The organism is Klebsiella scottii (assembly GCF_036561945.1).
In the GTDB taxonomy this organism is placed as follows: domain Bacteria; phylum Pseudomonadota; class Gammaproteobacteria; order Enterobacterales; family Enterobacteriaceae; genus Klebsiella; species Klebsiella scottii.
In genome coordinates this window covers 2,779,848-2,794,666 of sequence record NZ_JARXNI010000020.1, presented here as the reverse complement: position 1 = coordinate 2,794,666, position 14,819 = coordinate 2,779,848, and the positions used below count along the sequence as shown (strand labels likewise).

Annotated in this window: 12 protein-coding genes; 7 read left to right on the top strand and 5 right to left on the bottom strand. The window is 61.6% G+C overall.

Annotated features, from left to right (window positions below; genetic code table 11):
* Positions 1 to 20 precede the first annotated feature (20 nt).
* Complete coding sequence (cstA, locus tag QFI97_RS20830) at positions 21 to 2,126, top strand: pyruvate/proton symporter CstA (protein ID WP_095094913.1); 2,106 nt, start codon at positions 21 to 23, stop codon at positions 2,124 to 2,126.
* A gap of 62 nt (positions 2,127 to 2,188) precedes the next feature.
* Positions 2,189 to 2,386 (top strand): YbdD/YjiX family protein, encoded by a 198-nt coding sequence (locus QFI97_RS20825; protein ID WP_095097970.1) that lies wholly within the window; start codon positions 2,189 to 2,191, stop codon positions 2,384 to 2,386.
* 92 nt (positions 2,387 to 2,478) lie between these two features.
* On the opposite strand, the gene QFI97_RS20820 is transcribed toward QFI97_RS20825, so the two are convergent.
* Positions 2,479 to 3,576: an oxidoreductase gene (locus tag QFI97_RS20820; RefSeq protein ID WP_346431902.1), complete on the bottom strand. Its 1,098-nt coding sequence runs from the start codon at positions 3,574 to 3,576 to the stop codon at positions 2,479 to 2,481.
* Positions 3,577 to 3,739: 163 nt separating this feature from the next.
* On the opposite strand from QFI97_RS20820, the gene QFI97_RS20815 reads away from it, so the two are divergent.
* From QFI97_RS20815 to QFI97_RS20800, 4 genes are read left to right on the top strand one after another with little or no spacing between them, the layout of a single operon-like run.
* A complete protein-coding gene (locus QFI97_RS20815; protein ID WP_331850577.1) occupies positions 3,740 to 5,242 on the top strand; it encodes a sugar ABC transporter ATP-binding protein in 1,503 nt (500 codons plus the stop codon).
* Entirely contained in the window at positions 5,239 to 6,237 is a 999-nt protein-coding gene (locus QFI97_RS20810) for an ABC transporter permease (RefSeq protein WP_095094922.1), read from the top strand. Before QFI97_RS20815 ends, QFI97_RS20810 begins: the two co-directional genes overlap by 4 nt.
* Before the next feature lie 20 nt (positions 6,238 to 6,257).
* Positions 6,258 to 7,322, top strand: coding sequence for a sugar ABC transporter substrate-binding protein (locus QFI97_RS20805; RefSeq protein WP_331850708.1), 1,065 nt, complete (start codon positions 6,258 to 6,260; stop codon positions 7,320 to 7,322).
* Positions 7,323 to 7,331: 9 nt separating this feature from the next.
* A complete protein-coding gene (locus QFI97_RS20800) occupies positions 7,332 to 8,576 on the top strand; it encodes an LVIVD repeat-containing protein (RefSeq protein WP_346431901.1) in 1,245 nt (414 codons plus the stop codon).
* Positions 8,577 to 8,647: 71 nt separating this feature from the next.
* Here QFI97_RS20800 and mtnK read toward each other — a convergent pair whose 3' ends face one another.
* Positions 8,648 to 9,847, bottom strand: coding sequence for an S-methyl-5-thioribose kinase (mtnK, locus tag QFI97_RS20795; RefSeq protein ID WP_346431900.1), 1,200 nt, complete (start codon positions 9,845 to 9,847; stop codon positions 8,648 to 8,650).
* A gap of 103 nt (positions 9,848 to 9,950) precedes the next feature.
* On the opposite strand from mtnK, the gene mtnA reads away from it, so the two are divergent.
* A complete protein-coding gene (gene mtnA / locus QFI97_RS20790) occupies positions 9,951 to 10,979 on the top strand; it encodes an S-methyl-5-thioribose-1-phosphate isomerase (RefSeq protein ID WP_095094934.1) in 1,029 nt (342 codons plus the stop codon).
* Here mtnA and codA read toward each other — a convergent pair.
* From codA to codB, 3 genes are read right to left on the bottom strand one after another with little or no spacing between them, the layout of a single operon-like run.
* The gene (codA, locus tag QFI97_RS20785; RefSeq protein ID WP_159236034.1) at positions 10,976 to 12,229 is read right to left on the bottom strand and encodes a cytosine deaminase; all 1,254 of its coding nucleotides are present in this window, start codon (positions 12,227 to 12,229) and stop codon (positions 10,976 to 10,978) included. The two genes, mtnA and codA, sit on opposite strands and share 4 nt — an antisense overlap.
* A complete protein-coding gene (locus tag QFI97_RS20780; protein WP_331850575.1) occupies positions 12,226 to 13,461 on the bottom strand; it encodes a PucR family transcriptional regulator in 1,236 nt (411 codons plus the stop codon). The genes codA and QFI97_RS20780 overlap by 4 nt, the downstream gene beginning before the upstream one ends.
* 2 nt (positions 13,462 to 13,463) lie before the next feature.
* Entirely contained in the window at positions 13,464 to 14,726 is a 1,263-nt protein-coding gene (gene codB, locus QFI97_RS20775; RefSeq protein ID WP_346431899.1) for a cytosine permease, read from the bottom strand.
* Between the last annotated feature and the right edge of the window lie 93 nt (positions 14,727 to 14,819).

Sequence of the window (14,819 nt, the reverse complement as noted above, 5' to 3'; positions counted from 1 at the left end):
CCTACCCGTGGAACCCGATAATGAATAATTCAGGGAAATACCTCATCTGGACACTGCTCTCCGTCATTGGAGCCTTTGCCCTCGGCTACATAGCTTTAAACCGCGGTGAACAGATTAATGCGCTATGGATTGTCGTGGCGGCAGTCTGCATCTATCTGATTGCCTATCGCTTCTATGGCCTCTATATCGCCAAAAACGTGCTGGCGGTTGACCCGACGCGGATGACGCCCGCGGTGCGGCACAACGACGGCCTCGACTACGTTCCGACCGATAAAAAAGTGCTGTTCGGTCACCATTTTGCGGCAATTGCCGGCGCCGGACCGCTGGTTGGGCCGGTGCTGGCGGCGCAGATGGGCTACCTGCCGGGGATGATCTGGCTCCTCGCCGGCGTGGTGCTGGCCGGCGCCGTGCAGGACTTTATGGTGCTGTTTGTCTCGACCCGCCGCGACGGGCGCTCGCTCGGTGAGCTGGTGAAAGAGGAGATGGGGCCGACCGCCGGGGTGCTGGCGCTGGTGGCCTGCTTTATGATCATGGTGATCATCCTCGCGGTGCTGGCGATGATCGTGGTTAAAGCGCTGACCCACAGCCCGTGGGGAACCTACACCGTCGCCTTCACCATCCCGCTGGCGGTCTTTATGGGGATCTACATTCGCTATCTGCGTCCTGGGCGCATTGGCGAAGTGTCGGTGATTGGCCTGGTGATGCTGGTGTTTGCCATCGTTTCCGGCGGATGGGTTGCGGAAAGCCCGACCTGGGCGCCGTGGTTTGACTACACCGGCGTACAGCTGACCTGGATTCTGGTGGGCTACGGCTTTATCGCCTCGGTGCTGCCGGTCTGGCTGCTGCTGGCCCCGCGCGACTACCTCTCGACCTTCCTGAAAATCGGCACCATCGTCGGGCTGGCGATTGGTATTCTGATTATGCGCCCGACGCTAACCATGCCGGCGCTGACCAAATTTATTGATGGCACCGGCCCGGTGTGGAGCGGCAGCATGTTCCCGTTCCTGTTTATCACCATCGCCTGCGGCGCCGTTTCGGGCTTCCACGCGCTGATCGCCTCCGGCACCACGCCGAAAATGCTGGCCAACGAAGGCCAGGCCTGCTTTATCGGCTATGGCGGCATGCTGATGGAATCATTCGTCGCCATTATGGCGCTGGTGGCGGCCTGCGTTATCGACCCCGGCGTCTACTTTGCGATGAACAGCCCGATGGCGGTGCTGGCGCCTGCCGGAACCACCGACGTGGTGGCGTCCGCCGCGCAGGTGGTCAGCAGCTGGGGCTTTAGCATCACCCCGGATACGCTGCGCCAGATAGCCAGCGAGGTCGGCGAACAGTCGATTATCTCCCGCGCCGGCGGCGCGCCGACGCTGGCGGTCGGGATGGCCTACATCCTGCACGGTTCGCTTGGCGGCCTGATGGATGTCGCCTTCTGGTACCACTTCGCCATTCTGTTTGAAGCGCTGTTTATTCTGACGGCGGTGGATGCCGGCACCCGCGCGGCGCGCTTTATGCTGCAGGATCTGCTCGGCGTGATAAGCCCGGGGCTGAAGAAAACCAGCTCGCTGCCGGCGAACCTGCTGGCGACGGCGCTGTGCGTACTGGCCTGGGGCTACTTCCTGCACCAGGGGGTGGTGGACCCGCTCGGCGGGATTAACACCCTGTGGCCGCTGTTCGGCATCGCCAACCAGATGCTGGCAGGGATGGCGCTGATGCTCTGTGCGGTGGTACTGTTTAAAATGAAACGTCAGCGCTATGCATGGGTCGCGCTGCTGCCCACGTCGTGGCTGCTGATTTGTACCCTGACCGCCGGTTGGCAGAAGTCGTTCAGCCCGGATACCAAAGTCGGCTTCCTGGCCATCGCCAATAAGTTCCAGGCGATGATCGACAGCGGCGCCATCCCGCCGCAGTACACCGAATCCCAGCTGGCGCAGCTGGTCTTTAACAACCGTCTGGATGCCGGTCTGACCATCTTCTTTATGGTGGTGGTGGTCGTGCTGGCGCTGTTCTCAATCAAAACCGCGCTGGCGGCGCTGAAAGAGGACCAGCCAACGGCCAAAGAGACGCCGTACGAAGCGATGCCCGCCGATGCCGAGCGCCTGGTCACCCAGGCGAAACGCGCGCATTAGCGAGCCGCTTTTTGTTAGCCAAATCCTCTCCCGTAAGGGAGAGGATGATGTGAGAGATGAAAATGTTCGATAGCCTTTCGAAAGCGGGAAAATACCTAGGCCAGGCGGCAAAAATGATGATTGGCGTGCCTGATTACGATAACTACGTCGAGCATATTCGCCAGACTCACCCTGAGCAGACGCCGATGACCTACGAAGAGTTCTTCCGCGAGCGCCAGGACGCGCGCTACGGCGGCAAGGGCGGCGCTAAGTGCTGCTAGGCCGCTCCCTCAGGCGTTAAACCCGCCACCTACGTCCAGACCGGCGCCGGAAATCTTCCCGGCGGCCGGGCCTTTCTTACGCTTTCCCGCGCTCAGTGCACCTGGCGGCGGAAATTTTCCACTTTCTCAAAGGCGGCCATCAGGGTCTGCGGGGTCAGCTCCACCGGCAGGAAGTGGATCGATTCCACCGGGCGCAGCGTATGGGCAATCACCTTCTCCAGCTCGGCCTGGTTGTGGATATCTACGTCGAGCTCCGCGAGGGTGGTCGGCAGGTTAAAGCGCTGATAGGCAGCCACCAGCTGAGCCAGCACTGCATCCTGGCCGAGCAGGGCGCTCTGCACCAGAATGCCGTAGGCGACCTTGGTGCCGTGGAGAAATTTATCCGTCTGCGGCAGCACCGTCAGGCCGTTGTGCACCGCGTGGGCGGCCGCAACCCGGGTGTAGCGCTCGCCCAGGCCGCCGACCATCCCGCCGCCGGCGATAATCGCATCGATAACGTCCAGAAGCGGCTGGCTCAGCTCGCCGCGCTGCCGGTCGGCGAGCGCCGTTTCGCTGCTCTCCAGCAGGACGTCGCGGATCGCCAGCGCGCCGTTAATCCCCAGGCGTACGGTCAGCGGCAGGGTTTCCGGACGCGGCGCCAGCACCACCGCCTCATACCATTTCGCCAGCGTATCGCCGATCCCCGCCAGCAGATACTCCTCCGGCGCGTTGAGGATGATCCTCGGCTCCACCAGCACCAGGAAGTTGGCGTCGTCGAAAATTTCAAAATGCAGCGCCTGGCCGGCGTCGTTGTACCACACCGATAGCGGCGTCCACGCCGCGCAGGTGGCGGCGATGGTCGGGATCGCCACCACCGGTAGCGCAAGCCGCCTGGCCACCGCTTTGGCGGTATCCAGCAGCGCGCCGCCGCCAACGCCAATCACCACGGAGCGGTCTTCACCCGCCTCGCGAACCAGTCGGGCGACGTCGCTTTCGCTGCAGTGGCCCTTAAAGAGGATTTTTTTGGCGCCGGGCGCATTGAAGGCCTCGGGTAAAAAGGGTTCTGCGCCGGCGATTGCCCGCTCGCCGTAGATCCACAGCGCCCGGGAAAGCTGCTCTGCGCTGTAAAAATCATTCAGCCGCGCGAGGCTGCCGGGATGGGAGAAGTAGTTGGCGGGGCCGGGGACCACGCGGATATCGCTGTTGCTCATAGAGGCTGACCTTATTGTCGTTTCGCTAACCTGATGTTATGTCTGGACATCCGGATGGCTAATATTATTTCGTTTTATCTTATGCCTTTTACGCAGTTGTCAGTCAAGGGCGGCTGTGAAAAATTCATTAAATCAAAATATTAATCGTAAAGGGTAGCAGGGGATGACAGCCAATCGCCTCGAGATGCACAACATTAACCTGGCCTTTTCCGGCTTTCGGGCGCTGAACAACGTGGCGTTTTCCCTGAAGGGGGGGACCGTGCACGCGCTGACCGGCGCCAACGGCGCGGGAAAATCGACGCTGATGGCGGTGCTCTGCGGGACGCACGCGCATTATGAGGGCGAGATTGTCATCAATAATCAGCCGGTCAATATTCGTTCTCCACGCGATGCAAAGCAGCTTGGCATTCATCTGGTGCAGCAGGAAGTCGACGTGGCGCTCGTTCCCGGCCTGAGCATTGCCGAGAACATCATGCTGGACCGGCTGGCGCTGCCGGGCCAGGGCTTTAGCTGGCGGCGGGTCCGCGAGCAGGCCCGGGCCGCGCTGGCCCAGCTGGATATCGTTCTTGACGTGCGGCGCTCTATCGATAGCTGCTCTCTGGCCGAGAAGCAGCAAATTCTGCTGGCGCGGGCCCTGTCGCACCACTGCCGCTTCCTGATCCTTGATGAACCGACGGCGCCGCTGGATCGTCACGAAAGCGAACGCCTGTTTACCGTGGTGCGCCGCCTGCAGCAGCAGGGGATCGGCGTGGTGTTTATCTCCCACCGCATTCATGAGCTGAAGGCCATTTGCGACACCTTAACGGTGCTGCGCGACGGACGGCTGATCGAAAGCGGCCCGATGGCGGAGCTCAGCGGCGAGCAGATCGTGGAAAAGATGCTCGGCCATGAGCTTAGCGATATTTTTCCGCCGAAGCGCCCGCCGCACGGTGAAGAGGTGCTGCTCCAGGTGGAAGGGCTGCACGACGAGGGGCTGCTGCAGGATATCTCTCTGCGCCTGCGCAAAGGCGAAATTCTCGGCATCGCCGGGCTGGCGGGAGCCGGTAAAACCGAACTATGTAAGGCGCTGTTCGGCGCCAGTAAAAGCCGTCTGACGCGCGGCGAGCTGAATAGCCAGCCGTGGCGCCCGCGCGACCCGGCGGACTCCGTCGCCCGCGGGCTGGCGCTGGTGCCAGAGGAGCGGCGCAAGGAGGGGATTTTTATCGAAGAGCCTATCGCCATGAACCTCGCGGTGAGCGCCGATCGCAGCTTTTCGCGCTGGAGCCTGTTTGGCCATCGTCAGGCGTGGCGCTGGGCGGAGGAGGTGGTGGCCCGGATCGGTATTCGCACCACCGGCCCAGGCCAGACGCTGCGTCGTCTCTCCGGCGGCAATCAGCAGAAGGTGGCCATCGGTAAATGGCTGCGCGGTAGCGCCAACGTGCTGATTTTTGATGAGCCGACCAAAGGCGTTGACGTGAAGGCAAAGACCGACCTGTTCAATTTAATCGACGGACTGGCGCGAGAGGGCAAAGGGGTGATCTACGCCTCGGGCGAATTCTCGGAGCTGGTTGGTTTGTGCGACCGTATTTGCGTGCTGTGGGATGGCCGCATTGTGGCAGAAATAGCGGGCGCAGAGGCCCGCGAAGAGACCCTACTTTATTACTCCACCGGAGGAGCAGCAGCGTGAGCAAGGCCCTGACCGCTACCGCGACGGCATCGAGCCGTCAGCGATTTTTCGATTTTCTCTACAAATGGGGCATGTTGCTGACCGTTGTGCTGCTGATCGCCGTTTTTGGCCTCGCATCGGATAACTTCCTTGACCCGTTCAACATCATCAACATCCTGCGCTCGATTGCCATCGTGACGGTGATCGCCATCGGGGTGTCGATTTCGCTCACCATCGGCGGATTCGATCTGTCGGTCGGCTCGACCGCCTCGCTGGCGAACGCGCTGGTGATTTCGCTGTTCGTCTGGCACGGATTTGGCACCACCGAGGCGATTCTGATCACCCTGGCGCTGTGTACGCTGGTGGGGCTGTTTAACGCCTTTCTGATCGTGGTGCTGCGCATTCCCGACATGCTCGCGACCCTCGCCAGCCTGTTCGTGATTCAGGGCGTGGCGATGACCTACAGCTACGGCGGCTCGATTACCGAGAACATGGTGCTGCCGAGCGGCGAGATGGCTGAAGGGACCATTCCGGCGGCGTTTGGCCTGCTGGGGCAGGTTCCGACGATTGTCATCATTATGCTGGCGGTGACCGTGGTTGCCCAGCTGGCGCTCTCTTTCACCACCCACGGGCGGCGGATGTACGCCATCGGCGGCAACCCGGAGGCCGCGCGCCTCTCCGGCCTGCGCATCACGCGCTATAAGGTGGCGGCGTACGTTATCGCCTCGCTGCTGGCGGGCCTCGGCGGCATCCTGCTGGCGTCGCGCATCGGCTCCTCCCAGGTTAACGCCGGCGGGGGATACCTGATGGACGCGGTGGCGGCGGCGTGGATCGGCTTCTCGCTGGCGGGCTCGGGCAAACCGAACGCGCTGGGCACGCTGGTGGGGGCGGTGATCCTCGGGGTGCTCTCCAACGGCCTGGTGATGCTCTCGGTTCCGTACTACGCAATGGACATTATTAAAGGGCTGGTGCTGGCTGGCGCGTTAGCACTGACCTATTTTCAGCGCCGCACTTAATTATAAACAGGGTAAACATGATGAAAAAAATAACGCTTTCTCTTATTGCGCTTGGGCTGCTCAACTCCGTAGCCGCCTATGCTCAAACCCCAACGCCGGTGCCGGCCGCTATCGCTGAACATAACGGGCCGATCCGCATTGCGGTGATCCGTAACCTGGGTTCCGATGATAACACCACCCAGTTTGTGTCCGGGGCTATCCAGGAAGGCAAGAAGCTCGGCTTTAAAATGAGCACCTTCCTGAGCAACGGCGACGACGCGAAATTCCAGGACTTCGTCAATCAGGCCATTAGCCAGAAATATGACGGCATTATTCTCTCCCAGGGGCGCGATCCCTACTCGACCGCGCTGGTGAAGAAGGCGGTGGACGCCGGGATTAAGGTCGCGGTATTCGACACCGCCGTCAGCGGCGAGATCCCGGGCGTGACCGTGACCCAGCAGGATGACGCCTCCCTGACCGATCTCTCTTTTGGTCAGCTGGTGAAAGATTTCAACGGTAAAGCCAACATTATCAAGCTGTGGGTCGCCGGCTTCCCGCCGATGGAGCGCCGTCAGGTGGCTTACCAGGCGCTGCTTAAGCAGAACCCGGGCATCAAAGAGCTGGAGTCGATCGGCGCCGTCTCCTCCGACGTGCAGGGCGATACCGCCAACAAAGTCGGGGCGATCTTAGCGAAATACCCGAAAGGCAAAATTGACGCGATTTGGGGCACCTGGGACGCCTTCAGCCAGGGGGCTTATAAGGCGCTGAAAGAGAACGGCCGTACCGAAATTAAGCTCTACAGCATTGATATCTCTAACCAGGATCTGCAGCTGATGCGCGAATCCGGCAGCCCGTGGAAGGTGAGCGTGGCCGTGGATCCGAAGCTAATCGGGGCGACCAACGTACGTCTGGTGGCCAACAAGATTGCCGGGGAGCCGACGCCTGCAACCTACGATTTTAAAGCCGCGGCAATCCCTCAGGCGCTGCTGGCCGCGCAGCCGGGGGCGGTAAACGTGGCGTCGCTTGGCAAAATCATTCCGGGCTGGGGCCAGACCGAAGACTTTATCGCCCCGTGGTTCGCCACCCTGGAAGCTAAAAACAAGTAAGGAGCAGGTATGGCGACGGAACTCCCGCGTCCCGATTACAGCCGCAATATGCGGCTGATTGGGCATAGCGATCAGGGCGGACGCCCGGATGGCGTCCAGCTGATGGTGCATCGTGGTTTTGCCTATATCGGCCACATGGTGTCCCAGGGTTTTTCGGTGGTGGACGTTCGCGACCCGAAAAACCCCAAAGCGGTGAACTACGTTGCCGCGCCGCCCGGCACCTGGAACGTCCACCTGCAGGCGCACGACAACCTGCTGCTGGTGATCAACGCCCGGGATCTGTTTGCCGACGCCCGCTTTGCCGACGAGAAGGTCTACTACACCCGTTCGGTGGGCGAGACGGTCAGCGACGTACGGGAGAAGGGCTGGAGCGCCGGGCTGCGTATTTTTGATATCTCCGTTGCGGATAAACCGCGTGAAATCAGCTTTCTGTCGCTCGACGGGATCGGCATTCACCGGATCTGGTACGTCGGCGGCCGCTGGGCCTACGTTTCCGCGCTGATCGACGGTTTTAGCGACTATATCTTCCTGACCATCGATCTCGCCGATCCGCGCAAGCCGCAGGTCGCCGGGCGCTGGTGGCTGCCGGGGATGAACCAGGCGGCAGGGGAGACGGCGAGCTGGCCGCAGGGTAAACGCTACGCCCTGCATCACGCCATTATCGCCGGAGATACCGCCTACGGCAGCTGGCGCGACGGCGGTCTGACCCTGCTCGACGTCAAGGACCGCACCCAGCCTAAGCTGATTAGCCACCGCAACTGGAGCCCGCCGTTTGGCGGCGGCACCCATACCGCGCTGCCGCTGCCGGATCGCGATTTACTGGTGGTGCTGGACGAGGCGGTGCTCGACAACCAGCAGGATGGCGAGAAGCTGATCTGGCTGTTCGATATCCGCGACCCGGCGAATCCGGTCAGCATCTCGACCTTCCCGCAGCCGCGGGAGAGCGACTATGTGGCGAAAGGGGCGCATTTTGGCCCGCATAATCTGCATGAGAATCGCCCCGGAAGCTTCGTCAGCTCGACGCTGATTTTCGCCACTTACCAAAACGCGGGCGTGCGGGCCTACGACATCTCCGACCCGTACCGGCCGGTAGAAACCGGGGCGCTGGTGCCCGCGGCGCCGGAGAAGATGATGGATACCCGTCCGGGTCGCCCGCGGGTGATCCAGTCCTGCGACGTGTTCGTTGACGCGCAGGGGATTATCTACAGCACCGACTATAACGGCGGGCTGTCGGTGATTGAGTATTTGGGGTAGGGAAGTGCGGTGAGCGGGTAGCCCGGGCAAAGCAGCGCTAGCGCCGCGCCCGGGAATACACGGGGAACGGCTTAGCTGTACTGGCGAATGCGGGCGATCAGCTCGTCGACGCTGTCGATACGTTCGGCAATCACGATCAGCGCTTTGCCGAGCGAAATCGCATGGCGCAGACATTCATGGCGCATGGCCCGATCCTCAATGCTGTCGATATCGGCAACGTGCGACAGGCCGACGCTGCGGCGAATCAGCTCGGTTCCGCAGAAGCCAATCGCATCCGCCCACACTTTTTTCAGGAACGCTGAGGCATAGCCGGGATAAGCCAGCGCCGCATCGCGGCTCTTCTCCGCCGCCAGCGCCTGGAAGCGTTCGGCAAAGGTCGTCCACAGCGCCTGAATATCGTTCAGGCGCTGTTCGCGCGCGGCGGCGGCGTCGCGAATGCCCAGATGGCCCGGCAGGCCGCAGTAGTTCAGCAGCAGGTTGCCGATGGCGGTGCCGACATCAAAGCCAATCGGGCCGAAATAGCCGAACTCGGCGTCGATGGCTTTAAAGCTGCCCTCGGCAACGAAAATTGAACCGCTGTGGATATCGCCGTGCAGCAGCGATTCCGCCTGGGAGAAGAAGCGGTGCTTGAGCGAGGCCACCGCCAGCCTGAGCTGGCTATCGTGGCGCAGGGCGGCAATATCGTCCTCCAGCTCCGGCGGATAGCTGTTGCGTTCATGAACCTGGTAGGGGTCGTTGAAGAACAGATCCTCGGTTATTTCACACATCTCCGGGTTAATAAAGCGCGCGACCTGGGCTTTTTTATCGTGAGGATGGAGATAAAAATCGCTGGTATGGAACAGCGCCTGGGCCAGGTATTCGCCCAGCTGGCTCGCCGCCTGCGGATAGTAAACGTTGGCGATAAGCTCGCCGCGCCAGATACGGTGATCGGAAAGATCTTCCATCACCATCACCGCCAGTTCAGCATCGAAATGGTGAATTTTTACCGTGTGCTGCGGGCAGTGTTGATAGTGGGTCACCAGCGTCTGCGCCTCGAGTCGGGCGCGATCGAGCGTCAGCGGCCAGGACTCTCCGACGCAGCGGACGTAGGGCAGCGCCTGCTTAACGACAATGCGGCTCACGCCCTGGGTATCAAAAATTTTAAATACCAGGTTGAGGTTACCGTCACCCACTTCCTGCGCGGACACCAGTTCCGACGGGTCGTCGAGACCGCCAAATTGTTGTGCATAAGCCACCGCATCGCTGGCCGTGAAGGTATGGTATTGCGACATTGCCTCGATCCTCAAAAGTTCCAGTTAAGCCGTTCAGACGTCTATACTTCTGGATTCCATCCTGACACAATGTGATACAACAACGCAACAGGGATTTAACGACATGCAGACACTACAGACCACCAGCCTGCGGGTAAGCGAAAATCAGCTTTTTATTCTTGACCAGCAGGCATTGCCGCAGGAAAAACGCTGGCTGGCGGCAGATAACGTTTCGTTACTGGTTGACCATATTCACGCTCTGCGGGTGCGCGGCGCGCCGTTAATCGGTCTCTCTGCCAGTCTGCTGTTAGCGCTTCTGGCGCAGCGCGGCCTGACCCGCGATGAGCTATCGCAGGCGCTGGATACGCTGCGCGCCGCGCGTCCGACGGCGGTCAACCTGATGAATAATCTCGACCGCATGAAGCTGGCGCTGGCGAAAGAGAACTATATTCCGGCTCTTGAAGAAGAAGCGCTGCGCCTGATCGCTGAAGATAAGCAGCTGTGCGCCAGCATCGCGGAAACCGGCGTCAGCCTGGTCAAAGCGGGCAGTCGCCTGCTGACCCACTGCAACACCGGCGGGCTGGCGACCGCAGGGGTGGGCACGGCGTTAGGGGTGATCGCGCTGGCCCATCAGCGCGGCCTGGTGGCGAACGTGTGGGTCGACGAGACGCGCCCGCTGCTGCAGGGCGGCCGTCTAACCGCATGGGAGCTGGGTGAGCTGGGGGTGCCCTATCAGCTGATTACCGATTCTATGGCCGCCAGCCTGATGGCTAAAGGGCAGGTCGATGCGGTGTGGGTTGGCGCCGATCGCATTGCCGCCAACGGCGACGTGGCGAACAAAATCGGTACCTATTCGCTGGCGGTGCTGGCGAAATATCACGGTATTCCGTTCTATGTCGCCGCGCCGCAAACCACGCTCGACCGCGGCTGCCCGAACGGCGAGGCCATTCCTATTGAACAGCGCGCGGCGGCGGAAGTGACCGGCGTGGCCGGCAGCTTCGGCGCGGTGCAGTGGGCGCCGGCGGATGCATCGGTTTATAACCCGGCGTTTGACGTCACGCCTGCGGCATTAATCAGCGGCTGGGTGCTGGACAGCGGCGTCGTTACCCGCGAGCAGGTGGCGGCCGGAGCATTTGCGCCAAATATTGGCTAACGGCGCGGGTCTGCCGCCGGATAGCGGATCTGCTCCGGCTGGCGCTGCAGAATGATTTTGCCGCGGCGAATGGAGGTCAGCACTTTGGCCTGACGCCGCACGGCGTCATAGTCATTTTCCGCATCGAGGATCAGCAGGTTCGCCGGGCGGCCTTCGGCGATACCGTAATTATCGCCGAGGCACAGCGCCCGGGCGCTGTTATCGGTAATCAAATCGAGACAGCGCTGCAAATCTTCATACCCCAGCATATGGCAGATGTGCAGTCCGGCATCGAGGATGCGCATGATGTTGCCGTTGCCCAGCGGGTACCAGGGGTCCTGAATGGAGTCCTGGGCAAAGCAGACGTTAATCCCGGCGCGGTCCAGCTCCGCCACCCGCGTCACGCCGCGGCGTTTTGGCCAGCTGTCGAAGCGCCCCTGCAGGTGAATGCTTTCGGTTGGGCAGGAGATAAAGTTGATGCCCGACGCCTTGAGCAGGCGGAACAGCTTCGAGCAGTAGGCGTTATCGTAGGAACCCATCGCGCAGGTATGGCTGGCGGTGACCTGCGCGCCCATGCCGCGTACCCGAGCCTCTTCCGCCAGCACTTCGAGAAAGCGCGACTGCGGGTCATCGATTTCATCGCAGTGCACGTCCACCAGGCAGCCGTGGCGCTGGGCCAGGTCCATCAGAAAGGCCAGCGAGCTGACGCCCTTGTCGCGGGTGTTCTCGTAGTGCGGAATGCCGCCCACCACGTCGGCGCCCATTTCGATGGCGCGGGTCATCAGCTCTCGTCCGCCGGGGAACGACTCGATCCCCTCCTGCGGGAAGGCGACGATTTGCAGGTCGATAAGATCGGCAGCCTCTTTTTTCACCTCCAGCATCGCCTCCAGCGCCGTCAGGGAAGGGTCGGTGACATCAATGTGGGTGCGCACGTGCTGCACGCCGTTATCGCGCAGCATACCGATGGTCTTCAGCGCGCGCTGGCGCGTATCTTCTACCGTGACGCTCTCTTTACGCTGGCTCCAGCGGGTGATGCCCTCAAACAGCGTGCCGCTCATATTCCACTCCGGCTCGCCCGCCGTCAGGGTGGCGTCAAGATGGATATGCGGCTCGACGAACGGCGGGATAACCAGCTTTTGCTGCGCGTCGATATCGCTGGCGTCAGCCGCCCGCGCGGCGGCCTGCGGGGCGATGCTTTTAATCATGCCGTCCTGTAACTCAAGGGTATAGAGCGCTTCTTTATGGCGCAGGCGCGCGTTGATAATTTTCATGGTTGTTCCCGTAAATGGTTTTGCGACATACGCCAGATCGCTAAGGCGACCGAGGCGTTGAGATGAAACTGCGGATGGCTGACCGGATAGCGGGTCAGCTTTTCAATACGTTGGATACGCTGATGCAGGGTGTTGCGGTGAATGCCCAGCCGCTCGGCGGCCCTCATCACGTTGCCGTTCTCCTGGAGCAGGGTTTCCAGGGTCTCCATGAGCAGCCACGGGCTTTTACGATCGGGTTCGATCAGGCAGCCAAGGGTGTCGTGCATAAAATCGCTCAGCAGCGTGGGATCGCCGACGGCGGAGAGCAGCTTGATAAAGCCCAGCTGCTGATAGTCGCTGATGCGCTGAGCCGGGCGCAGGGTATCGCTGAGATCCAGCGCCTGGCGCGCCTGCGACAGCGCCCGCTGATAGCCCTGCAGTTCCTGCACCGGCGCGGAGAGGCCGCACAGCAGCGACAGCCCGTCGTCGCCCTCCGCAAGCTGGAGCAGCCACTGCTGCAGCCACTTTTTCTGCTGATAAAATTCGCCTTCCTCATCCGGGAGCAGGAACAGCAACATATTGCTGCGCTCTACCAGCGGGAAGGGGTTGCCCTGCTGGTTAAGCTGCTGCTGCAATCGCTGGCGCACGGTGCGACGGGCCTGCTGCAGCCAGGCTTCGGCCTGCTCTGGCGGAAACTGGCGAAACAGGCGCTGAATCCCCTCAAGGCGCAGCGCCGCTACCCGCAGCGGGCGGGTAAAATCCAGCTGCTGATGAAGCGCGCGTTGATGCAGGATCTGCAGGTCGGGATAGTCGCCGGTTAACAGCTGCAGCAGAATATCGCGCTGCGACTGCAGCGCGTTTTCGCTGCGCACCAGCGCGGTACCGATGCGCTCGGTGACGATCACCATTTTGAGCAGATAGGGCTGTTCGATCAGCGGAATGCCCAGCTCGTCGGCCAGCGCGATCAACCGCGGAGGGATCGTCTGGATATAGGCGTCGCCGGTCAGGATCACCATGCCGGCGATCCCGCGCTGCTTGCCCTCCATCAGCAGATGGATCAGGTTCTCCTCATTGCGGGGATGGTTGATCCCGGTGATAAACACCAGCTCTCCGCCCATGATCCACTCGGCGATATTTTCATTTTCCGCTACGTAGTACCAGCGCACCGCCAGCTGGAGCCCCTGCTGCCCCGCGCGCAGCCGCATCGCCGAGAGTCCCTCCAGCGCGAGGATTTCGCTGACCGTCAGGCTCATGGCTACTGCTCCGCGGCCGCGTCAGCCGCGGGCTGGCGTTTGCTCAGGCGGGTCAGGATGATATAGACCAGCGCGGAGACGGAGATGCCCACCAGCGGCGCAACCCACGGCGACAGGTAAGCCACCAGCGCGCCGACGGCATAAGCGCCCAGGCCCAGCCAGTTGAAGCGCGGTAAGCGCGCGGTGTGCAGCAGAGGATAGCGTCCGCCGCGATAAAACCAGTAGTCGGCGAGGATCACGCCGCCGATGGGCGGGATGATGCTGCCCAGCAGAACCAGGAACGGGATCAGCATTTCGTACATCCCGCCAATGGCCAGCAGAATGCCGACGCCGGCGGCGACAACGGTCAGGGTCCGGCGGCGTTCGCTGCGCAGCAGGTGGCAGGCGGCGGCCGAAACGTTATAGATTGTCGGTCCCTGAATCGTCAGCAGATTGAGGCACAGCATGACCACCGCGGCGACGGAGAGCCCCTGCAAAATCAGCACTTCCACGATATCGGCCTGCTGATAAACGATGGCGCACCAGGCCCCGGCCACAATCATCAACCCGTTACCGATAAGGAAGCTGCCCATGCTGGCGAGGATGGCGGTGCGGCTGGAGTTAGCCAGCCGCGTCCAGTTCGTCGCCTGGGTCGCGCCGCTGGCGAAGGTGCCAAATACCATGGTGATGGCCGCCGACCAGGTCATGGTTTCGCCCGGTTCGATTTTGGTCATCGCCTGCCAGCCGCCGGCGTGGTGGGCGGCAAGGTACATGGAGACCACCAGCAGGATAAACATCAGCGGGACCGAAACCCTCGATAGCGCATCCAGCCCCTTATAGCCCACCAGCGCGGTGACGCAGAACAGGATGCCGAACAGCACCATCAGCGGAACGGTCATCGCCTCGGGCAGGGCAAGGATTTTGACCAGCGAAATAGCCACCGTGGCGGTACCCCAGGCGTACCAGCCCAGCTCGGCGAAGCCGAGAATAAAATCGGCAAGCCTGCTACCGATCTCGCCGAAGCAAAAACGCCCCATCAGTACGGTGTTCAGCCCGCTGCGGGCGGCAATCCAGCCGAGCGACGCCGCGTACAGGGCCAGCAGAAAGTTACCGATAACCGCAATCCACAGCAGGTTAACGATGGAAAAGGAGACGCCGAGCTTCCCGCCCGCGAACATCGTGCCGGTAAAAAAGGTAAAGCTGAACAGAACCATGGAGATTGAAAACAGGCCCTTGCGCCCTGAGGCCGGCGCTTCGACGAGCGGGAAATCGTTGCTGTTTGACATAGTGGAACCTCTGAGTGGTCACCCGAATGGCGATGCCAGAGGGGTAGCAAGAGGTGTGCCAAAAAAAGCGGGGCAACGGGAACATATTGGGGT